The organism is Rhizorhabdus histidinilytica (genome assembly GCF_900167915.1).
GTDB lineage: Bacteria > Pseudomonadota > Alphaproteobacteria > Sphingomonadales > Sphingomonadaceae > Rhizorhabdus > Rhizorhabdus histidinilytica.
Genome location: NZ_FUYM01000018.1, coordinates 23,521 through 42,556 on the forward strand (window position 1 = coordinate 23,521; position 19,036 = coordinate 42,556).

General features: G+C 62.3%; 23 protein-coding genes. 16 read left to right on the forward strand and 7 right to left on the reverse strand.

Annotated features, from left to right (window positions below):
* Positions 1–2 precede the first annotated feature (2 nt).
* The 11 genes from B5X82_RS23950 (at position 3) to B5X82_RS24000 (ending at position 11,307) form a co-directional block, all read left to right on the forward strand.
* Positions 3–362 carry a hypothetical protein gene (locus B5X82_RS23950; RefSeq protein ID WP_020818501.1) on the forward strand — a complete coding sequence of 120 codons (360 nt, stop codon included), beginning with the start codon at positions 3–5 and terminating at the stop codon, positions 360–362.
* On the forward strand, positions 355–1,008 hold the full coding sequence (locus B5X82_RS23955; RefSeq protein ID WP_020818500.1) for a type-F conjugative transfer system protein TrbI: 654 nt from the start codon (positions 355–357) through the stop codon (positions 1,006–1,008). The genes B5X82_RS23950 and B5X82_RS23955 overlap by 8 nt, the downstream gene beginning before the upstream one ends.
* Positions 989–1,525, forward strand: coding sequence for a S26 family signal peptidase (locus tag B5X82_RS23960; protein WP_020818499.1), 537 nt, complete (start codon positions 989–991; stop codon positions 1,523–1,525). The genes B5X82_RS23955 and B5X82_RS23960 overlap by 20 nt, the downstream gene beginning before the upstream one ends.
* 47 nt (positions 1,526–1,572) lie before the next feature.
* Positions 1,573–2,178, forward strand: a complete 606-nt coding sequence (gene traW, locus B5X82_RS23965) for a type-F conjugative transfer system protein TraW (protein ID WP_021223066.1) — start codon at positions 1,573–1,575, stop codon at positions 2,176–2,178.
* The gene (locus tag B5X82_RS23970; RefSeq protein ID WP_020818497.1) at positions 2,178–2,447 is read left to right on the forward strand and encodes a hypothetical protein; all 270 of its coding nucleotides are present in this window, start codon (positions 2,178–2,180) and stop codon (positions 2,445–2,447) included. Before traW ends, B5X82_RS23970 begins: the two co-directional genes overlap by 1 nt.
* A complete protein-coding gene (traU, locus tag B5X82_RS23975; protein WP_020818496.1) occupies positions 2,444–3,466 on the forward strand; it encodes a conjugal transfer pilus assembly protein TraU in 1,023 nt (340 codons plus the stop codon). The genes B5X82_RS23970 and traU overlap by 4 nt, the downstream gene beginning before the upstream one ends.
* 11 nt (positions 3,467–3,477) lie before the next feature.
* The gene (trbC, locus tag B5X82_RS23980; protein ID WP_020818495.1) at positions 3,478–4,224 is read left to right on the forward strand and encodes a type-F conjugative transfer system pilin assembly protein TrbC; all 747 of its coding nucleotides are present in this window, start codon (positions 3,478–3,480) and stop codon (positions 4,222–4,224) included.
* A gap of 17 nt (positions 4,225–4,241) precedes the next feature.
* Positions 4,242–6,056: a conjugal transfer protein TraN gene (locus B5X82_RS23985; protein ID WP_029986356.1), complete on the forward strand. Its 1,815-nt coding sequence runs from the start codon at positions 4,242–4,244 to the stop codon at positions 6,054–6,056.
* 145 nt (positions 6,057–6,201) lie between these two features.
* Entirely contained in the window at positions 6,202–7,023 is an 822-nt protein-coding gene (locus tag B5X82_RS23990) for a conjugal transfer protein TraF (protein ID WP_025160430.1), read from the forward strand.
* Complete coding sequence (locus B5X82_RS23995; RefSeq protein ID WP_020818492.1) at positions 7,023–8,489, forward strand: conjugal transfer protein TraH; 1,467 nt, start codon at positions 7,023–7,025, stop codon at positions 8,487–8,489. The genes B5X82_RS23990 and B5X82_RS23995 overlap by 1 nt, the downstream gene beginning before the upstream one ends.
* A 16-nt stretch (positions 8,490–8,505) precedes the next feature.
* On the forward strand, positions 8,506–11,307 hold the full coding sequence (locus B5X82_RS24000; RefSeq protein WP_020818491.1) for a conjugal transfer protein TraG N-terminal domain-containing protein: 2,802 nt from the start codon (positions 8,506–8,508) through the stop codon (positions 11,305–11,307).
* Between the two features lie 6 nt (positions 11,308–11,313).
* Here the strand turns inward: B5X82_RS24000 and B5X82_RS24005 are convergent, their stop codons facing one another.
* Positions 11,314–11,520 (reverse strand): hypothetical protein, encoded by a 207-nt coding sequence (locus B5X82_RS24005; RefSeq protein ID WP_020818490.1) that lies wholly within the window; start codon positions 11,518–11,520, stop codon positions 11,314–11,316.
* Positions 11,521–11,655: 135 nt separating this feature from the next.
* Between B5X82_RS24005 and B5X82_RS24010 the strand changes: the two genes are divergently transcribed.
* A complete protein-coding gene (locus B5X82_RS24010) occupies positions 11,656–12,084 on the forward strand; it encodes a hypothetical protein (RefSeq protein WP_125445839.1) in 429 nt (142 codons plus the stop codon).
* A 46-nt stretch (positions 12,085–12,130) separates the two neighbouring features.
* Here the strand turns inward: B5X82_RS24010 and B5X82_RS24015 are convergent, their stop codons facing one another.
* The 3 genes from B5X82_RS24015 to groES all read right to left on the reverse strand — a co-directional run bounded on the left by B5X82_RS24015 (position 12,131) and on the right by groES (position 14,666).
* On the reverse strand, positions 12,131–12,517 hold the full coding sequence (locus tag B5X82_RS24015; protein ID WP_020818488.1) for a SpoIIAA family protein: 387 nt from the start codon (positions 12,515–12,517) through the stop codon (positions 12,131–12,133).
* 158 nt (positions 12,518–12,675) lie between these two features.
* Positions 12,676–14,295, reverse strand: coding sequence for a chaperonin GroEL (gene groL, locus B5X82_RS24020; protein WP_020818487.1), 1,620 nt, complete (start codon positions 14,293–14,295; stop codon positions 12,676–12,678).
* 56 nt (positions 14,296–14,351) lie between these two features.
* Positions 14,352–14,666, reverse strand: coding sequence for a co-chaperone GroES (gene groES, locus B5X82_RS24025; protein WP_020818486.1), 315 nt, complete (start codon positions 14,664–14,666; stop codon positions 14,352–14,354).
* A gap of 272 nt (positions 14,667–14,938) precedes the next feature.
* On the opposite strand from groES, the gene B5X82_RS27145 reads away from it, so the two are divergent.
* The 3 genes from B5X82_RS27145 to B5X82_RS24040 are packed head-to-tail and all read left to right on the forward strand — an operon-like array spanning position 14,939 to position 15,821.
* Entirely contained in the window at positions 14,939–15,175 is a 237-nt protein-coding gene (locus tag B5X82_RS27145; protein ID WP_021224284.1) for a hypothetical protein, read from the forward strand.
* Complete coding sequence (locus tag B5X82_RS24035; protein ID WP_020818485.1) at positions 15,172–15,441, forward strand: usg protein; 270 nt, start codon at positions 15,172–15,174, stop codon at positions 15,439–15,441. Before B5X82_RS27145 ends, B5X82_RS24035 begins: the two co-directional genes overlap by 4 nt.
* An 8-nt stretch (positions 15,442–15,449) precedes the next feature.
* A complete protein-coding gene (locus B5X82_RS24040) occupies positions 15,450–15,821 on the forward strand; it encodes a hypothetical protein (RefSeq protein ID WP_223308157.1) in 372 nt (123 codons plus the stop codon).
* A gap of 123 nt (positions 15,822–15,944) precedes the next feature.
* On the opposite strand, the gene B5X82_RS24045 is transcribed toward B5X82_RS24040, so the two are convergent.
* The 3 genes from B5X82_RS24045 to B5X82_RS24055 form a co-directional block, all read right to left on the reverse strand.
* On the reverse strand, positions 15,945–16,463 hold the full coding sequence (locus B5X82_RS24045; RefSeq protein WP_025160432.1) for an Hsp20/alpha crystallin family protein: 519 nt from the start codon (positions 16,461–16,463) through the stop codon (positions 15,945–15,947).
* A 104-nt stretch (positions 16,464–16,567) separates the two neighbouring features.
* A complete protein-coding gene (locus tag B5X82_RS24050) occupies positions 16,568–17,041 on the reverse strand; it encodes an Hsp20 family protein (RefSeq protein WP_020818482.1) in 474 nt (157 codons plus the stop codon).
* 282 nt (positions 17,042–17,323) lie between these two features.
* Positions 17,324–18,244, reverse strand: coding sequence for a hypothetical protein (locus B5X82_RS24055; protein WP_020818481.1), 921 nt, complete (start codon positions 18,242–18,244; stop codon positions 17,324–17,326).
* Between the two features lie 178 nt (positions 18,245–18,422).
* Here B5X82_RS24055 and B5X82_RS24060 point away from each other — a divergent pair, with 178 nt between their 5' ends.
* On the forward strand, positions 18,423–19,022 hold the full coding sequence (locus tag B5X82_RS24060; RefSeq protein ID WP_020818480.1) for a hypothetical protein: 600 nt from the start codon (positions 18,423–18,425) through the stop codon (positions 19,020–19,022).
* The last annotated feature ends 14 nt before the right edge of the window (positions 19,023–19,036 follow it).

Sequence of the window (19,036 nt, forward strand, 5' to 3'; positions counted from 1 at the left end):
CCATGGATGCCGCAGCGCACAGGAGGAATGGCGCGGACATCGCGGTCGGGCGACAGCCCGCCCTGCGGAGCTTGCTCCATTTCTATCTGCACTTGATCGGCTTCACGGCATCGACGCTCTTGCTGACCTGGGGGCTGTTCGCGCTCTTCTTCGTGGCGCTCGGGGGTTTCTCGCTCGATGGGCTCATGCACCAGCTCAACAATTTGACGGCCCGCTACGTCGCCGCGTCTCCTGACCGCATCGCGTCATTCAAGAACATCTTCATCGCCGCACATCTCCTGATTGCCGCCGGACTGATCGTTCTGCGCCGCGAGAAGATCGTGCCTGCGGCCCTGCCCGAAGGAAAAGCTGATCATGGCTGAACAGACCGAGCTCGACCTGCCGTCCCCTGCGCCCCAACCGGCGGCCGCAGCGAAGCGCGCAATTTTCGCGGGCTTCTCGTCCGTTCAGATCGTCGCGGGCCTTCTGGTCATTGGTGTCCTGATATGGGGGATGTGGGTCACAAAGGCGCTGATCACGCCCAAGCAGGAGCGGATCGTTTCCGCGCGGCTGTCCTCGATCGTCGGCGAGTATGTCCAGGCACAAGCGCGCTCCACCTCTCCGCCGGCGCAAGTCGAGGCGGAGATGCGCAAGTTCATGGCATCGCTGGACAAGGAGCTCGAGCGGCGAAGCTCGGGCGGTGAGATCGTGCTCGTCGGGGAAGCCGTTCTCACGAAGAATGTCCCCGACATCACCGACAAGCTGAAGGAGGCGGTCTATGCATCCGGCGTTGCTCGGCCGAAGCAAGCATCGGCTCTGGAGCTTCAGCAGCTCGAGCAGCAGGCCATGCTCGCGGCACAGCCGCAGCAGCCCATGACGGCGCAGCCCGCGGCGCCGGTCGGATACCCGGATCCCATGGCACCGGCGCCTATGATGCCCGGGGCGCCGGCCGCGTCAGCGCCCCAGTACGAGCCGCCGGCTGCCACCGTTTCAACCTTTGGAGGTCCCGATGGCAGCGGCGGTCAATGACGCGGCGAAGCGGGGCTGGCGACCGAACCCGAAGCTTTGGCTTCTGCTTGGCGCCTTCGTCGGCGGAAGCGTTGCCCTGACAGGGCTGGCAGATTGGAGCGACGACCACCTTTTCCTCGTCAATACGACGGACTCCCTGCCGAACTGGGCCTTCCTCATCGAGCGGGGCCGCCTGCCTGCCAAGGGAGAGTTCATATTTTTCGATCCGCCGGCGAGCGCGCTGTTGCGCCGCCATTTTGGCGCCAGGCCAAGGATGTTTGGAAAGAAGGTCTATGCTGTCGCGGGAGACGTGATCGCGCATGACGGCATGACGGTAACGATCAACGGCGTTCCGACTGTTCGCATGAAGCCCTTCACCAAGGCGGGCGAACGCCTTGTGCCCGGTGCGACGGGGGTCGTGCCCCCAGGCTGCTATTTCGCGGCGACGCCGCACAAGGACGGCTTCGACAGTCGCTATGCCGAGATCGGCTTTGTTTGCGGCCGGCAAGTCATCGGAACCGGGGAGCCGATCCTGTGAAAGCTGTTCTGACAAGCGGTGCCGGCATCGCTTCATTCGCGGCGGCCATGCTCCTCATCGGCCCTATCCCTGGCGAAGCCAGGGATTATGGCCATGTCGGCCAGGTCTTTCCCATCATCGAGCCGGATCTGCTGGCGACGATCGAGGCGCGGCTGCGGCGGGCGGAGGGCAGCGGCGAGCTTGCCCGCATGAACGAGCAGTTTGCCAGAAGGGTCGAACAGAGAGTTCGCCGGCCCAAGCCTGTCGACGGGATCACTCCGGCGCGCATGGCGCGAAGCTGGGATTATGATCCGACCATCGCGATCGAGCGCGACATTCGGGACCAGAAGGGTAATCTGATTGCGGGTGCCGGTCATCGCATCAATCCGCTCGATTTCGTCGAGATAAAGCAGGACCTCGTCTTCGTCGACGGCGACGATGCGACGCAACTCGCGTGGGCGACCTCGCGCTATACGGATCTCAAGGCCAAGATCATCTTCGTCAACGGTTCGCCGATCGATGCGATGACGGCGAAGAAGCGGCGCTTCTATTTCGACCAGGAAGGCAAGCTCACTGCAACGTTCGGGATCGAGCATACGCCTGCGGTGGTCAGCCAAAACGGCAGGACGATGCGCGTTTCCGAGATCGTGCTGAAGCCAGGGAAGTCCGGCTGATGGCGCTGTGGCTCGACATGCTCCGAACGCCGATGGCGGCGCCCGAGACGGCGAGGCTAAGGACCATGCGCCTGTCCTGGCTCGCTCTCTGCGTCACCCTGGCCGGCGCAGTGACTCTTCTCGACCAGCTGCGCGGTCGCATCGGCCGAGCCGCGCCCTGTTTGATCGCCGTGCTGCTCGCCACAGCGCTCGTGGTCACGGTCCTTTACCTTCGGGCGAAGCGGCGCGCCGACGCGGCGTATCTCGATCAACTGGCGGAGAGAGAATGATGCGCGGACTTCGACCGATTTTCGGCACGTTTCTCGTCGTCCTGTTCGCCATCATGCTGGCGCCACGCGCCGAGGCTGCCGGTCCCACCTGCAATGGGAAGTTCGTCAACCCGATTACCGACGTCTGCTGGTCATGCCTGTTTCCGCTGTCGGTGGGCGGATTGAAGATCTGGCCGAGCGGCCGACCCGACACGAAGAACCCGGCGTCTCCCATATGCGCCTGTGCAGATCCTCTACCGCGCATCGGCATTTCCGTGGGCTTCTGGGAGCCTGCCCGCCTGGCGGACGTCACCATGAAGCCCTGGTGTTTTCCCAATCTTGGCGGAGTGCGCATCGCTCCGGGCTTCGATATCGGTCAGGGCTATCTGGCCGGCCCTTCGATGGTCGGCGGCAGGTCGCAGAGCACGGCCAAATGGCATGTGCATTGGTATGTCTATCCGCTGCTCTACTGGATGGAGATCCTTACGGATTTCGTCTGCTTCGAGCAGGCGAGCTTCGACATCGCCTATATGACCGAGGTCGATCCGCTCTGGCAGGATGACTCGCTTGCGGCGCTCATCAACCCCGAAGCGATCATTTTCGCAAATCCGCTCGCCAAGGCAGCCTGTGCGGGCGACTGCGTCGCCGGCACGGTGAACCTGCCGCTCGACCAGCTATTCTGGTGCGCAGGTTGTCAGGGGTCCATGTATCCCCTGAACGGGAACATCCCGGCGTCGATCGGCCATGTCCAGTCCTCGCGGCTCGCATTGTCGCGCTTTGCCTACAAGATGCACCGGCAGGCGCTCGCCTGGGGCACGATGGGCTCGGAAGGGCTGTGCAAGAAGTACCTCATGCCAGTCATGCGCAAACAGCAGTACCGGTTTCAGATGACCAATCCGATTCCGACGGTGAGCGGGCGCTTCGCCTGCTCGGCGATCGGAGCTTCGACAATGCCGCCGGATGCCGGTCGTGCCTATCCCGCGGGGGGCGAGGACATGGGCTATCTGGTCTGGCGCAAGCGCAACTGCTGCGTGCTGTGAAGGAGGGAGCGATGCGACTTCTCATCTTGGGCGCCGTTGGCCTCGTCGCAGCCGCCAGCATGACCGCTCTCCTGGCCCAGACCGTCGATGGCATCGATGTTCAGGCCATCAAGAAGCGATCGGCGGACCTTCAGGCGGATGCCGAGGCGTTCGTCGATCAGATCAAGGACCGCGGTGACGCGTTTCGGGAAGAGGCGGTTACCGTTCGTGACAGCGGCATGGAAAACATGCGGCGCGTCGCGGCGACGGATCTGCCGAAAGGACCTGCAGGGGCTGTCGACTTCGATGAAATCGTGCAGGGTGCTGCGACGAACGCCAAAGTCGGCGGCGGGGAGGCGCCGCAGCTCATCGCGTTCGCCAGCCTCTCGATGCCCCCCAAGGCGCTTCGCCAGCTTATCGAGGACACGGCGAGGGCAGGGGGCGTCGTCGTTTTCCGCGGCTTTCCGAACAATTCGATGAAGGAGTTCTCGCAGGCTCTGGGCAAGATCGTCGACCGGGAGGACGATTTCGCCAACATCGGCATCGACCCGAGACTGTTCCGCGCCTTCGACGTACAGGCGGTGCCGACCTACGTCGCGGTCTCATCGGATTTCGACCTTTGCGCCGGCTTTTCATGCCGAACCAAGGTCCCGCCTCACGACCGGATGATCGGCAATGTGACCGTCGAATATGCGCTGTCGTCGTTCGCCGAGGGCAACGGTCCGGGCGCGCGCGTGGCGGCGGTGGGTCTCTCCAATCTAAGGAGAGCGTTGCCGTGAGCGTCCGCTTCTCGCTGATGCTGCTTATCGCGGGTCTTGCCGCCGCCTCCCCCGCTTCTGCCCAGATGTCGGTCGAGGAGGCCCGCCAGGAAGGGCGCTCGCTCGCCAATGAGAAACGGCAGGATACGACGCTGGTGCCGACCGACAATGCCCGCGCGGAAGCGGTGCCGGGCTATGGCGGCACGGCGCTGCCGCAAGGCGCCTATTTCGACGATCCGGAAAGAATGGAAGCGGAAGCCGCGGCGACAAAGGCGTCGAACGAGCAGTATCGCATCACCACGGACGCGGACCGGACACGGCCGACGTTCAGCAATTCCGAGATCCTCGAGACAACCGCTCGCGCCACGACCGTCGAGAATGATCCATCGGCCTACCTCGCCGGGGAGAGCATGGGGGGCAGCTCCGGCTCGTGCGTCCCGCTCCCGCCGGGCTCAGGATCTGAGGGCTATTACGAGGCGACCTGCAACAGCGGCACCAAGGTCGAGGACAGGCCCGAGACCTGCACCATCCGCATGGTGCCCGAGGTGCAAACCGTCGATAGCTACAAATACTATGTGGTGCCCGACAGCGCATATGGAACCCCGTTCGCGCGCTATGCCGCCATTGCCCCTCATATTTCCTCAGGAGTCTGCAAGCCGACAGGCGTTCGGAAACAGGCCTGCGCTGCCCATCGCGACTATGGCTGGCCCTGGCCTGACAACAAATATTGCGATGATTATTATGCGACGGAATATGAATGCACGGCGGATTTGCCGGTCGCGCTCAGCGTCAGCCCGCTCACCGGGGCGTCGTGGCATGCAAAGGGCAGCACGAGCACTGTCGTAACAAGAAGGGTCGACAGCTGCGGCAGTCTTGCCGGCGATGAGATGTGTTCGTTGCAGCCTGGCGGGGATGTTTGCACGGAAGGACCTGAAACGCGGATCATCGACGGCGTTCCGGTGACGCAAGCCTGCTGGGCGTGGAAACGCGACTATGTGTGTCATCGCTTCACGCCGGCAAACGATTGCGGCGATCTAGAAGCGAACGGAAGCTGCTCCTTTCTGCGCACCGAATGCCTCGACGAGGAGCGGGATGGCGCCTGCAAGGTTGAGGAGCGGGTCTACCGCTGCCCGACACCCGGCAGCGCGGTGACCGATGCACCGCAATATATCTGCGGAGACGACGTCTATTGCATCAATGGCGACTGCGAGCCGATCGTGCGCGAGGCGTCGACCGAGTTCAAGGATGCGCTGGTCGCTCTTCACTCCATCGACCAGGCCGGCAAGGAGTTCGACGAGAACAACTTCACGGTTTTCCAGGGCACGCGAGAGACCTGCCACAAGCCGGTATTCGGGCTGATCAACTGCTGTGCCGGCAAGGTGTCCGGCTTGTTGAGCGTGGGCGCGGGCGCAGCCGCGCTTGCCGGCGGCCCAGGCGCGATCGCGGCCCTCGCCACGCCGTTCCTCGCGCTCTTCGCATGCTCTCAGGACGAGATGAAGCTCGACATCAAGGATCGTATGGGCTTCTGCCACAAGGTCGGCACTTACTGTTCGTCGAGCTTTCTCGGAATCTGCAAGACCCGGCGAACGGCCTATTGCTGCTTTGAAAGCAAGCTCAGCCGCATCCTGCAGGAGCAGGGACGAATTCAGCTCAGCAAGCCCTGGGGCGCTCCCAAGAAGGAGCAGTGCCTTGGCTTTACGATCGAGGAATTCGCCAGGCTCGACCTTTCCCTCATGGATTTCACCGAGGTCTATGCCGAGTTCGTCGATGCCGCGCGGCTTCCGGACGAAGTCGAGACGATGACCCAGATCCAGCTGAAAATTCAGGGGTACTATGACCTGCACGGCAAATAGCATGGTCAAGGACGCGATGCGCAGCGTTTCGGTGGAATCGACCGGCGCGGCGCCTACGGACGTCTCCGCCGCGGCCGACCTTTCCCGTTCCCTCCCGCGCATGAGGCTCGTGGGTGAGAGCATCTATCAGAAAGGAAGTTTGTCCATGCATCCAATCATGGCGGCGCCGCTTCTGGCGCTTTCGCTCGCTGGCCTGGCTGTTCCCGCGGCGGCCCAGCCGCGCGATGGAGCGTCGGATGGCGTCGAGCGGGCCGATGCCGGCGATGACTTTTACTGTGCAGAACGCAGGCTCGGTCAATGGTTCTATTGCAGCAAGCCGCGAGCGACGGAGCCGGAGAAGCAAGCCGTCCCGGTCCCGTCGAGCGCGGTCGAGCGCATGTCCGCCATCACCCGCCAGCTCGACGAGCTCAAGGCACGGGCGATCCTCGATCCGACCGAGGAAAATGTCATCGCTTACGTCCGATTTCAGCGCGAGCAGCTCGACCGTGCTTCGACCTTCTCAGACACCTGGCAGCGCGCGCTGTGGCAGAACCCCGATCTCGACTACACGCTGCAGCGGCCTGTTTCGACGGTGGGCAAGCGAGCCTGGCTCGATAACCGGCGCGCCGATCGCGATGCGGTTATGGCGAACCTTAGCCAACGCTACGGGCTCTTCTACTTTTATGCGCAGAGCTGCGGCGCATGCGACCTGTTTTCACCGATCCTGCGATCGGTGGCCGACAGTCACGGCATGGCGGTGATGGCGGTTTCGATGGACGGCGGGCCGAGCCGCGATTTTCCAAATTATGTCGTCGATGCGGGCCAGCGCGCGCGCATGGGCGTCCCGGGTAACGAGACGCCGGCGCTCGTACTGTTCGACACCGTCACCAAACGCACGATTCCGGTGGGATATGGGATTCTCAGCGCCGACGAGATCATGGATCGCATTTTCGCGCTGACGAACACCAAGGTGGGGAGCGACTTCTGATGGAACAGGTTCGCCGTCGCGGCTTGATCGGCCGTGTGCTTCGCTCGTCCGCTGCCTGGGCGGGAATATTGGCTATGGCCAATCTCGCGTGCACCGGGACCGCCCGGGCCGACGTCGCCTCCGAGATGAACAGCTTCTTTTCGGACGTGGGCGGCGCGGCGAACGTCACCGGCCCATCGGCGTTTCAGGGTCAATCGGCGGGCTATTACTCGCTGGGTAATGTCTGGACCCGCTTCCCGCAGAAAAGCGTCCAGCCGTTCAATCTTCAGCTTCCGAGCGCGCGTGCGGGATGTGGAGGTATCGACCTCTTCAGTGGGAGCTTCTCCTTCATCAATGCCAGCGAGATCATCGCGATGCTGAAGGCGACCGCCAACAATGCGCTCGGCTTTGCCTTCAAGCTCGCCATCGATTCTGTTTCGCCGGAGATCGGCAAGGTGATGGACGAGTTCAGCCAGAAGGCGCAGCTCCTCAATCAGATGAACATCTCGAGCTGCGAGACGGCGCAGGCGCTGGTCGGCGGAATCTGGCCGCAGATGGAGACCACGCGCGCGACGATCTGCGAAGCCGTCGGCAACAGCCAGGGCGTATTCTCGGACTGGGCGGCAGCCCGCCAGGGTTGCAACAACGGCAACAGGCGGGATTCGACCATCGCGGGAAACACAGACGCGTCGATGAAAGACCAGCTGGTCGGAGAACCGCATAACTACACATGGGAGGCCCTTAAGAAATCGGCGAAGTTCGGCGCATTCGACAAGACATTCTCCGAATATATCATGACGCTGGTGGGAACGGTCGTGACCACGCCGTCGACCGATCCGAGCGTGGGCGGGAAGGTCGTGATGTTCGGACCTGCCGAAGAAGCGGTCGTCACTGCGTTGCTCGATGGCACGGCCGACGCGCCGCCCGTCAAGATACTGAAGTGCAACGACGAGAATTGCTACGATGTGGGGGAGCAGACGCTCTCCGTCCCCGCTTCGTCCGCGCTGCGGCCGCGGATCGCCACGATGATCAGGTCGATGAGCGACAAGATCCGCTCCGATACTCCGCTGGACGCCGCCGAGAAGCAGCTCCTCAACCTCGCCACGGTTCCGATCTATAAGATCCTGGGAGTTCAGGCCTATGCGCATTATGCGTTGACGGAAGGCGAGATCGAGACGCTGTCCGAGATCGTCGCCGTCGACCTGCTTTCGGCGATGCTCGACAATATGCTCGACCGGGTCGAGCAGGCGAAGGTTCATTATCAGACCTTCGATCAAGAGACCGCGACGCAGTGGAAACAGCAAATCGCGTCTACCCGGGCGAAATTCAGCCAACGGGACGTCCGGCTGAACAACAAGCTCCAGGTGACGATGCAGATCATCAACCGAAGCATTATGCTGGAATCGACGCTCCAGAATTCCATGACGCCCGGTATGGCGGCCGCGCTGAACTTTTCGCGCGGCCTCAACGCACAGGGTCTGAACTAGGCGCGGGGGCAGACCGATGCTTGAGGTCTTCACGGTTGGTGGCGGCGAGTATCTCGTAAACATCTTCAACGCAGTCGCGGCGTGGTCGGGAGGCGGTGGCTATCGCTCGCTCATCCGCGTCGTCATGGTCATGGGCCTCATCTATTCGCTGCTCGTGGTGGCCTTCACGCTCAACTATAAGGCGTGGCTGAACTGGTTCCTGCAAGCGACGGCCATTTATCTTTGCCTGATGGTCCCGACGGTGGACATCAAGGTAACGGATCGCATCAACCCGGGCCTGACGCCATCGACGGTCGACAATGTACCGATGGGATTGGGGGTGCTTGCGAGCTTCACGACACAGGTGGGCGATTGGCTGACGCGGACGGCCGAGACCGTCTTCGTCATGCCGAGCGAGCTCAACTACTCGACGAACGGCATGGTGTATGGCGCGCGACTGTTCGATGCGACGCGCAACTTCATCATTCGCGATGCGGAGTTCTCGACCAACCTCGAAAACCATTTCAAGAACTGCCTGTTCGGCGATGTGATGCTTTATCAGAAGTCGCTGACCAATCTTGCGAAGGCGCCCGATCTCTGGGCTGCGGTCGGGCCGGGCTCGGAAGCCCGATCGCAGCAATGGCTTGAGCGACAAGGTGACGGAACGGTTAACAGCTTCATCATCACTTGCCGGCAGGCGTACCAGGCGCTCGACGCGCAATGGGGTCCAATGATCGAGGCCAACGCGCCTCTTTGGGGCAAGGAGGTCTATCCCAAGCTCAGCAACGCTCTGGCGGCGGACAAGCTCAAACACGACGTTCCCATCGTCAGTGCGGCCTTCACGGGCACGAGCAACAACTTTGCTGAGGTGATGCGCCAGAACACAGCAATCAATGCTTTCATGCAGGCCCGAAATTCGATGTCCGGCGGGACGGGCGCCGCAGAGATCGACACCTTCGCGCAGACCCGTGCCGACATTCAGGCGCGCAACACCTATAATTCGATCGCTCAGCAGGCGATGGCATGGGTTCCGATTTTGAACATCGTGCTGACGGTGGTCTTCTTCGCCATGTTCCCGGTCGTTTTCCCGCTCTTCCTGATGCCTCAGACGGGCGTCTCGACGCTGAAGGGCTATGTGACAGGGTTCTTCTATCTCGCCGCATGGGGGCCGCTTTACGTCATCCTTCACATGATCTGCATGACGCGGGCGACGTCGGCAGCGACAGGCGTCGCGGAAGGCGGCGTTACGCTCGCAAGCTATGCGGGGATCGGGGCGGTGAATGGCGAGACCGCCACGATCGCTGGCTTCATGCTTATGAGCGTGCCCTTTCTCGCGGCAGGCCTCGCGCGCGGCGCGATGTCGATTGCCGGGCATTCCATGTCCATGCTCGCGCCGGCGCAGAACGCTGCGGAAGCGGCGGCGCTGGAACAGACGACCGGCAACTATTCGTATGGCAACGTGAGCTGGGCGAATGCCACGTCGAACATGCGGCAGGCCGATCAATGGTCGACGGCGCCCACCTATATGGGCGGCGGCGCCAGCTTCGGGTGGCGTCAGGACAATGGCGCCATGGTGACGGGGTTCGGCAACGGCCAGGAGGTATATGATACATCCGCGGCCATCTCGCGCCTTGGGTTCACGCCGACGATGACATCGGGATCGGTCGCTGAATGGCGCGAAATGGCCAGCGAGGCGCATCGCCAGGCGCGTGCCTATGAGAATGCCGCCAACGAGATTCTGACCGCGACCCATGCGAACCGCAGCACGTTCGGAAGCTCAACCGAGCATACGCGGGGTTGGGAATCGAGCAGCGGCAATCAGGCGAATGCCTCTGTAGAGCAGTTCGATCGGCGCACGGGCAGCAGTACCCAGGGCCTGGAAGAGCGATCGACGATTTCGCAAAGCGAGCGCGTTTCGGGGCGGCACGATCGCCAAGCGCAGATATCCGATCAGATCGGTGGAGCACTTTCGGCCGGCCTTGGCGGCCGCCGCGGTGGCGGCAACGGAGGCTCGGGTGGGCGCGGGCTGCCGGGGCTCGGAATCAATGTGTCCAAGTCGGGTAGCCAGATGGACACCATGAATTGGACGACGGACGATTCTCGGAGCAGTGAGAGCGGCAACACCTCGTCAAGCGGGGTTCGTGACGAGCATGCGAACGGTAGCGGCGCTTCGACGTCGGAAGGCACCTATGCTCGGAGCGGTGTCTTCGCCCGTGGCTCAAGGACGGATTCGTCGTCGGTCAGCACCGAAGATTCCCTGGCTCTGGCGAAATCCTATTCGGAAACCGCGCGACGGCTCGATGAGCTGTCGCAGCAGCTCTCGCGCGACGCGAGCTATGCGGAGACGCATGGAATGCAATTGAGCGAGAACCTGAGTCAGGATCTCGCCCAATGGTATCGCCACCAGCAGGTCGCAAATCCGGGGCTCGACGCGCCGGAGCTCTGGGCGACCGACTTGACCGATCAGCAGCGAGCGGTTCGGCAGGAGATGATCACGCGCTGGATGGACGAAAAGCAGGCGTCGATCCGGTCCGAGATCGAGGGCAGGCTCCATGCGCCCGATCTCGTCGATGTGCACCATCCCTCCGTCGATAGCGCTGCCGACGTTCGGGCGGCCTACCAGCCTCGCGGGCTAGCCGGAGTGCCGGCCGGTCCCGGAGGCGGCCAGTCATCGACGGCAGCGGACATAATCGAAGAGGGCAGGGCGGATATCGACCTGACGCGTGAGGCTGCCCAATCCATGCGCGGTCAACGCATCCAAGGCGCGGTCGATGTTCAAAGCGAGGTAAACCGGGGCAGGGACCATGGCTTCTTCCATGATCCCAAGCTGCGAGAATGAGGAGCTTTAGACGAACAGGACGAAATAGCCGACGCAGCCAGCCATGAGCAGATAGGCCAATGCATAGCCGATGCGACCGCCGAGCGTAGGATTGCCATCGTGATCGACAGCCGTCCCTATTTCGCAATATTCCTCGTCAACATGCGTGCAGACCGGCGTGCCCGAAGCCTTGGTCCTATTATAGGTTTCGATGTCGAATTTCACGGTTCGCATGGTGAACTCCCAGGAAGTTCACTAGCATGTTCAATCTTTGTTCACAAGGGGCGGCACTGTCCGAACGGCCATACGGCGCGCCGCTTTGCCCGATTAGGAATGGTCAAACGCAAGGTTGCGCGGAGGGGGTTCGAGATGAAATGGATGGCAGTTGTCATTGCCGGTAGCGCCCTCCTGGCCCAAGGTGGCCTTGCGACGGCAAAGGAGAGTGCGCTGCCACCACGGGAGTGCGCCGCCAAGGCACAGGCGGCGGCGATGAAACTCCGGGATATGGCCTCTGCGATCGAAGCGGAGGCTGCTTATGCCGAGCGGCACGGCGGGGCGTTTTCGCCCGAGCTCACCCAGGAATTCGTTCAATGGTATCGCGCGCAGAGCGCGAAAGCCGGAAGCGAATTGCCGGATCTGGGAAAGACGGATCTCACAGTTGATGAGGCTCGGGCGCGGCAAGCGGCGGTTGACCGCTTTCAGCGGGAGAGAAGCGACCGCCAAAATGCCATGGTTGCCGCGATCCATCGCGAGGCTGCGAGGGGATGTCCGGTGCTTGATCGCCCCGCGTCAAGATAGCAGGGATCGTGGACCAAGCGGCCGATCTCAGTGCTGCAGCTCGTGTTCAGGCCCCGCTTTGCGTCTTCGCAGGGTCAACCCAGGCGAGTGCCTCGGCGCGCTGATCGGGCTCGAACACGCGGTAGCTGATGAACGGGAGAATTGCGCTTTCAAGGCGGCTGGCCAAGCGAATCCAGGCCTGATCTGCAACGATGGCAACGCGTCCGAAGCGGTTGAGCTTCCCGAAGAGGGGCATTGCCCGGGCGGTGTAAGCGGGCAAGCCCGACAATTCGATGCCGTCGATCGTCCGCGTCTCAACGAACATATGCACCTTTTCGTGTCGCGCCATCGCGCTGTCCAATCGGGTCATGATCGCGTCAAGATCCGAGCCGGTGATCTTGCCTGAGACTGCGAGGGCGAGCACGTCGTCCGAACTGTCGATAAACTCGTGCATTCTGATCTCCTGCCAGCACCATCCTACGAAATTTCTCGACCGAAGCTACCCTGATTCCGGTCCGGTCAGAAATGGGAGATAGTCGATGTAGCAGGCCCGCTTGCATTCGAGAGATGTGCGAGCAAGGGCGGGAAGGCCATGCCCTCCCGCCCAGGAGGTCAGTAATCCATCGCCGGCATCGGCGCGGCCTTATCTTCCTTTGGAAGCTCGGCCACGAGCGCCTCGGTAGTGATGAGCAGCGAGGCGACCGAGGCGGCGTCCTGGAGGGCGGTACGCACGACCTTGGCCGGATCGATGACGCCCGACTTCACCAGGTCTTCATATTCGCCGGTGGCGGCGTTGAAGCCCCAGTTGTAGTCGCTGCTTTCCAGAAGCTTGCCCACGATGAAGGCGCCGTCCTCGCCCGCATTGTCGGCGATCTGCCGCGCCGGCGAGCGCAGAGCCCGCCTGACGATGTCGATGCCGGACTGCTGGTCGTCGTTGGCCGCCTTGAGACCGTCGAGTGCCTTCAGCGCGCGGAGCAGAGCGATGCCGCCGCCCGGCAGGATGCCTTCCTCGACCGCGGCGCGAGTGGCGTGGAGCGCGTCATCGACACGATCCTTCTTTTCCTTGACCTCGACTTCGGTCGCACCGCCGACGCGAATGACCGCGACGCCGCCTGCTAGCTTGGCTACGCGCTCCTGCAGCTTTTCGCGGTCATAGTCGCTGGTCGTGGTCTCGATCTGAGCACGGATCTGCGCGACCCGGGCATCGATGTCCGAGCGTGCGCCTGCGCCATCGACGACGGTGGTGTTGTCCTTGTCGATGATGATCTTCTTGGCGCGGCCGAGCATCCCCAGCGTTACGTTTTCCAGCTTCGTGCCGAGTTCCTCGCTGACCACATTGCCGGCGGTGAGGATTGCGATATCCTCGAGCATCGCTTTGCGGCGATCGCCGAAGCCAGGCGCCTTGACGGCCGCGACCTTGAGCCCACCGCGGAGCTTGTTGACGACGAGCGTGGCCAGCGCCTCGCCTTCGACGTCCTCGGCGATAATGAGAAGCGGCCGGCCCGACTGAACCACCTGCTCCAGCAGCGGAATGAGGGCCTGCAGGTTGGACAGCTTCTTCTCGTGGATGAGAATATAGGGGTCCTCGAGCTCGACCTTGAGCTTCTCGGCGTTGGTCACGAAATAGGGCGAGAGATAGCCGCGATCGAACTGCATGCCCTCGACCGTTTCGAGCTCGGTCGCGAGGCTCTTCGCCTCCTCGACTGTGATGACGCCCTCATTGCCGACCTTCTCCATGGCTTCAGCGAGAATGCGGCCGACTTCAGCATCGCCATTGGCCGATATGGTGGCGACCTGGGCGATCTCGCTGTTGGCGCTGACCTTCTTGGCATGCGCAGCGAGATCCTGGACCACGGCGCCGACCGCCAGATCGATGCCGCGCTTCAGGTCCATCGGGTTCATGCCGGCGGCCACCGCCTTCGAGCCCTCGCGCACGATCGACTGGGCGAGCACAGTGGCCGTGGTGGTTCCGTCACCCGCCTTGTCGTTCTGCTTCGAGGCCACTTCGCGCAGCATCTGCGCGCCCATGTTCTCGAACTTGTCCTTGAGCTCGATCTCCTTGGCGACGGTGACGCCGTCCTTGGTAATGCGCGGAGCGCCGAAGCTCTTCTCGATCACGACATTGCGGCCCTTGGGACCGAGCGTGACCTTTACTGCATTCGCAAGCGTATCCACGCCGCGCAGCATGCGATCACGCGCGTCCGACGCAAATTTCACTTCCTTGGCAGCCATCTTGGCTTAACTCCTTTCCTTGTTCCTTCCTGAATGCTTGAGGAATGGCGGTCCTGCTAGGCCGCCTGCTTGAGCGGGACGACATTGTCGATCACGCCGAGGATGTCGCTTTCCTTCATGATGAGCAGGTCCTCGCCGTCGATCTTGACCTCGGTCCCCGACCATTTGCCGAAAAGGACCCGGTCGCCGGCTTTCACGGCGAGTTCGATGAGATTGCCGTTGTCATCGCGCGCGCCGAGACCGACGGCGACGACTTCGCCTTCCTGCGGCTTTTCCTTGGCGGTGTCGGGGATGATGATGCCGCCCGAGGTTTTTTCCTCGGCTTCAATGCGGCGGACGACCACACGGTCGTGCAAGGGGCGGAAATGCATGCATAACCTCCGGATGCAAAACAATATGTGATGGCCCTCTCGTTCATCTGAACGACAGGCTTTCCGAAGCTAGGAAAGGAGATTTTTCCGTTCAAGGGGTGCAACGAAAAATATTGGCACTCTGCGCGAGTGAGTGCCAATTGCCCTGATTTCAGTGCCTTGGTCATCGCGAATGCCCTCTTGACGCGACTCACGCGCGCACCAAGATTTGCAGCGGTGGACGTGGCGCCACGAACAACAATGGAGCGACGAGAAGGAAAGGAGGCACAGCAATGTCGCAACCATTTTCCCGTTTTCTTCATCCCTTTGAAGTTGCCCGGCATCCGAGCCTGGAACCGGAAGTGAAGCGCGCAATTCTGGCGTCCTGGGCGTCCGACAGGTCCGCGGTCAGAAACCAGCCTGGCTTGCGCAAGCCCCCTGGAGCAAGGCGTCCCATCCCAGTCGACGAAATTCTTGCGGCGATGCACACGCTTGATCAGGGCCATGAGCGGCCGCAGCCGTCGCCGTGATCGACCGGGGATTTATTGCGCAGCTGCGCGGCTATGGCCTGACGACTGCGGAAATCCACTATTATCGTCCGGACGCGCCTTCGCTTCTCCAGCTATTCGTCTGGCAGGAATATGATCTCGCTCCAGACTTTCCCGTGCTGTTCGATTTTCTCGACCACTGGCGTCGCGAGATCGAGGCGGCGCTCCATTCTGTGCGCATAGCCCATGAAGGGCTGATACGCCCTACGGAATGGAACGCCGTCGACGGCGTGATTTCGATTCAGTGAATCAAGGGGTGTTCAAGCGGATGCGACGCGGCCGCAAGGATGGTGCGCGCGTGCGCCTGCCGTTCGACGATATCATGGAGTTCGCGATCGCGTTGCTATCCATCAGTCCGCAGGAGCTCGAGGCGCTGCGCTGGACTTTTGCCGATCGTAAGCGGCTGCTCGATCATCTGCTTGCATCGGGCCGAGCCGCACAGGGTGTCGATCCCGAACGGTTGGGCATGCTACCGATCGAGATTAGCATTCCCAGAGACGATCTGACGAAGATGCAGCAATTCGCCGTTCGCGAACTTCCAAAGGCCGCGAGCAAAGCAGCAGTGATCGACCGTGTTCTCACCGCCCTCGACCTGGCAGCGCACCGCCAGGACCGTGAAGCCAGGTGACGGTCTGGTAACCAGACCCGTTTCCGCCCGCTAATCGAGAAATTGGCTCATGGTGCTTCCTGAAATTCCGGGGCAGGAGCTTCGGAGCGCCGGTGGCCGGGAGCAGAGCGCCCCCGGCCTATCTCATGACGCCGCACCGCCATTGATCGGAATTCGGCGCACACTCTCGTCGGGCTTATCGGAGCGTGGCACTGTCACAGTCAGGACGCCGTTCTTGAACGTTGCGCTCGCCCTGTCGTGTTCGACACCGTTCGGAAGGCTGATCCGACGTTCGAAGCGGCCATAGCTTCGTTCAGAATAGCCGCGGTCCTTGTCCTCGACCTCGGCCTTCTTCTCGCCGCGAAGAGTGAGCGCGCCGTCCTCGACCAGCACCTCCACATTCTTCTCATCCAGGCCGGGAAGTTCGGCCGTTACACGGATTTCCTTGTCCGTCTCGCCGAGCTCTAGGTGAGGCCAGCCGGCGCGCCGATCAAACCCGGCAAAGGCGGGCATGTTGAAGCCACGCAAGACGTCGTCGAAGAGACGGTTCACCTCGCGGTGAAGCGATTGCAGCGGATGAGTGTCCCGGTCCTGTTCGGCGCTGACCGAGACAGGCAGCCGGTTTTCCTGCCGGCTCCAGGGAATGAGATCACGAAAAGCCATGATAAGCATCTCCTTTCTGGCTGGATCCTGTCGATACCTGCCGGCACCTGCCGGCCGCCGCTGGCGGGAGGGACGAAAGCGGCGCCGGCAGGCCGGCGGCGGGATCAGGCAACTTCGCTCGCCTTCTCCTTCGCCTCGCCGATTTGGCGACCGTCCGGGGCTCCGCCGCCGATTTCGATTCGGCGCGGCTTCATTGCTTCAGGAACGACACGCCGGAGTTCGATCGAGAGCAGTCCATGTTCGAAGCTCGCCGCTCCGACCTCGATGAAGTCGGCAAGCTGGAAGCGTCGCTCGAACGATCGAGACGCGATGCCTCGGTGGAGATACTCTCCCTTGTCCGCATCATCGGCGCGCTTGCCGGTCACGGTGAGCTGGTTCTGCTGCGCCACGATCTCGATGTCGTCGGGTCTGAACCCTGCGATCGCCAAGGTGATGCGGAAGCTGTCATCGCCAAGCTTCACAATATCGAAGAGCGGATAGCCGTCGTCCTCGCGTGCTCCCGCCTCAAGCAGGTTGAAAAGACGGTCAAAGCCGACCGTTGATCGCCTGTACGGCGTAAAGTCGAAGTTGGTTCTCATTTCCAAATCCTCCAACGAAGCAATTTGGGCATGAGAAGCGTCGGTATGCGAGAGCCGACGCCCTCTATGTCCATCCGGACCCGGATGGCGTCCGGTATTGCAGAGCTAGTGAGGCCAAAGTTCGATTCAAGAGCCTGATCGCACGTTGGCGGTACCTCTGATCGAACCGCGCTGGCTTCCACGAAAAAGCGGATATTGAACCCGCTGCAGGCGGAGACGGAACCGCATCGCGATGGGGTAGCGAGGATAGTGACGCGAGCCTGCCTCTCGCGATGGGCCTGGTTATGCAATTGCGGGGATTGTTCGACCGTCAGCTATTACCGTTTGCGCGAGCCAAGCGATGAAGCTGCCGTCCCTCCAGTTCCGGTGCGTTACCACGAACCCGGGAGATGTACGCTCGGCCTGGCACCGCGTGGCCTCACGCGTCGCATCGATCGCCAGCCGCATGCGCCGGCCACCTACCGCGTTCGAGATGACCAATTCAATCAGGGTTCGTTCGTCGTCTGCACCCGGTCGGACGCGGTGGATCGCACATTCGACGCCGTGGGCATCCAGCGCCGCTTGAAGATGCTCGAGAGCGCGGAGCACATCCCGATCGAGTTCCGAACGAACGAGGATGAACCGTCGAGCATGGAAGATCGGGGCTGCGTACGCTTCGATCGCTGCGGCGCGACCGTCCGGCTCGCCTTCGAAGGCAACGAGCGCGAGGTAAGGACCCTCGATGTCGCTTTCGGTGCCGATCGTTCCTGTCACACGCAGCGGCGACATATTGGGGCCATAGAGCAATGGCGGCCGGACATCGGTGGCATAGAGGACGGCGAAACCGTGTATGGAATGCCCGTTGCGTGCGGTGCGCAGAAGGGAGGCGGCGGCCTCGCCATTATGTAGAGCGACCGGGTGCGTCCAGAAGTGTTCGGCAAGGCCCACGCCGGGAGCCACTTCGAAGCCGGCAGCGGCCGTCTTCAACGCTCCGAACAGGTCAACGATAGAGGGCTGATCGGGTGCGCGGGCGGGGGCTGGAATTTCATTGCAGCCCGCAGCGTCGATGAGTTCCTCCAGCAGGTTCGCCATGGAGTGGCGCGAGGATGCGGCCGCATGCCCGGGCAGCGGCGGCAGGTCGAGATCCGTTGTGAGCCGGAACAATGGGCGAGCGACCGGCGCGGCTATGGAGGCAGCGGAGGAGCGAAACTGGTCCAGATCCATCGCCACGCTCTAGCACAGCTTCATCCGCGCGTGAGAGAGGGAAGCGCCGAACAATGACAACTACGTCACTTTACCTTGCCCAGCGGTAAAGTGACACTGGTGGCAAAATCGCCAAATGACCGTCTTTGTGAGTAATTGGGGGATTCACATGAGTCTAACTTTGTGCTTGATTCGTTCCATGTTTCAGCAGGACCTTTTCGCACCTCCGCCCGCCCGCCGGACAATCGGAATACCCGATATCGTCCGCACGATCGCCGAACATTCAGCGCGTCCGCGCTACACCTTCATGGTGCTCGACCTTATTTCGCGGGTCGCCCGGGCGAATGGGCAGGCCGGGCCGCTCGTGCGCGATGGCGAGGCTCTGGTACCGATCCGTGAATGGCTGGCGACCGCGATCGCGCCGAGCGGGGCGCGGTACCATCAGCGTCGCGCGACCGCCGGCAAGGTGCGGGCGGCGCTCGCCGCGAAGGGCGAGCTGCCGGCCGACACGGCTGAAGCTGAACGGATCGTGGAAGCGCAAGTCAGCGAGCGCATTCGGGATACGGGCATGACGGCGATCAGCCGGGCCGTGTCCGAGCTGGTGCGGGCGGGTCTTATCGAACGCCACTATCAGGGTTTCCTGGTGGATCATGAGAACCGCGGGGCGCAGCGACATGCGGTCTATACGATAACGCCCGCCGTCCGGGCCGCGCTGCATCCCAACGTCGCCACGAGTGAGCATCAGCGAGACTTCTACATTCGCGGAATGCACGGCCAGCCTCGCGCGGCGGTGTCATGATAGCGCTGGAGGTT

What these genes read in the sequence shown, in the direction of transcription:
- B5X82_RS23950 (WP_020818501.1), top strand. Translation starts at nt 3, where the DNA reads ATGGATGCCGCAGCGCACAGGAGGAATGGCGCGGACATCGCGGTCGGG.
- B5X82_RS23955 (WP_020818500.1), top strand. Translation starts at nt 355, where the DNA reads ATGGCTGAACAGACCGAGCTCGACCTGCCGTCCCCTGCGCCCCAACCG.
- B5X82_RS23960 (WP_020818499.1), top strand. Translation starts at nt 989, where the DNA reads ATGGCAGCGGCGGTCAATGACGCGGCGAAGCGGGGCTGGCGACCGAAC.
- traW (WP_021223066.1), top strand. Translation starts at nt 1,573, where the DNA reads ATGCTCCTCATCGGCCCTATCCCTGGCGAAGCCAGGGATTATGGCCAT.
- B5X82_RS23970 (WP_020818497.1), top strand. Translation starts at nt 2,178, where the DNA reads ATGGCGCTGTGGCTCGACATGCTCCGAACGCCGATGGCGGCGCCCGAG.
- traU (WP_020818496.1), top strand. Translation starts at nt 2,444, where the DNA reads ATGATGCGCGGACTTCGACCGATTTTCGGCACGTTTCTCGTCGTCCTG.
- trbC (WP_020818495.1), top strand. Translation starts at nt 3,478, where the DNA reads ATGCGACTTCTCATCTTGGGCGCCGTTGGCCTCGTCGCAGCCGCCAGC.
- B5X82_RS23985 (WP_029986356.1), top strand. Translation starts at nt 4,242, where the DNA reads ATGCTGCTTATCGCGGGTCTTGCCGCCGCCTCCCCCGCTTCTGCCCAG.
- B5X82_RS23990 (WP_025160430.1), top strand. Translation starts at nt 6,202, where the DNA reads ATGCATCCAATCATGGCGGCGCCGCTTCTGGCGCTTTCGCTCGCTGGC.
- B5X82_RS23995 (WP_020818492.1), top strand. Translation starts at nt 7,023, where the DNA reads ATGGAACAGGTTCGCCGTCGCGGCTTGATCGGCCGTGTGCTTCGCTCG.
- B5X82_RS24000 (WP_020818491.1), top strand. Translation starts at nt 8,506, where the DNA reads ATGCTTGAGGTCTTCACGGTTGGTGGCGGCGAGTATCTCGTAAACATC.
- B5X82_RS24005 (WP_020818490.1), bottom strand. Translation starts at nt 11,520, where the DNA reads ATGCGAACCGTGAAATTCGACATCGAAACCTATAATAGGACCAAGGCT.
- B5X82_RS24010 (WP_125445839.1), top strand. Translation starts at nt 11,656, where the DNA reads ATGAAATGGATGGCAGTTGTCATTGCCGGTAGCGCCCTCCTGGCCCAA.
- B5X82_RS24015 (WP_020818488.1), bottom strand. Translation starts at nt 12,517, where the DNA reads ATGCACGAGTTTATCGACAGTTCGGACGACGTGCTCGCCCTCGCAGTC.
- groL (WP_020818487.1), bottom strand. Translation starts at nt 14,295, where the DNA reads ATGGCTGCCAAGGAAGTGAAATTTGCGTCGGACGCGCGTGATCGCATG.
- groES (WP_020818486.1), bottom strand. Translation starts at nt 14,666, where the DNA reads ATGCATTTCCGCCCCTTGCACGACCGTGTGGTCGTCCGCCGCATTGAA.
- B5X82_RS27145 (WP_021224284.1), top strand. Translation starts at nt 14,939, where the DNA reads ATGTCGCAACCATTTTCCCGTTTTCTTCATCCCTTTGAAGTTGCCCGG.
- B5X82_RS24045 (WP_025160432.1), bottom strand. Translation starts at nt 16,463, where the DNA reads ATGGCTTTTCGTGATCTCATTCCCTGGAGCCGGCAGGAAAACCGGCTG.
- B5X82_RS24050 (WP_020818482.1), bottom strand. Translation starts at nt 17,041, where the DNA reads ATGAGAACCAACTTCGACTTTACGCCGTACAGGCGATCAACGGTCGGC.
- B5X82_RS24055 (WP_020818481.1), bottom strand. Translation starts at nt 18,244, where the DNA reads ATGGATCTGGACCAGTTTCGCTCCTCCGCTGCCTCCATAGCCGCGCCG.
- B5X82_RS24060 (WP_020818480.1), top strand. Translation starts at nt 18,423, where the DNA reads ATGTTTCAGCAGGACCTTTTCGCACCTCCGCCCGCCCGCCGGACAATC.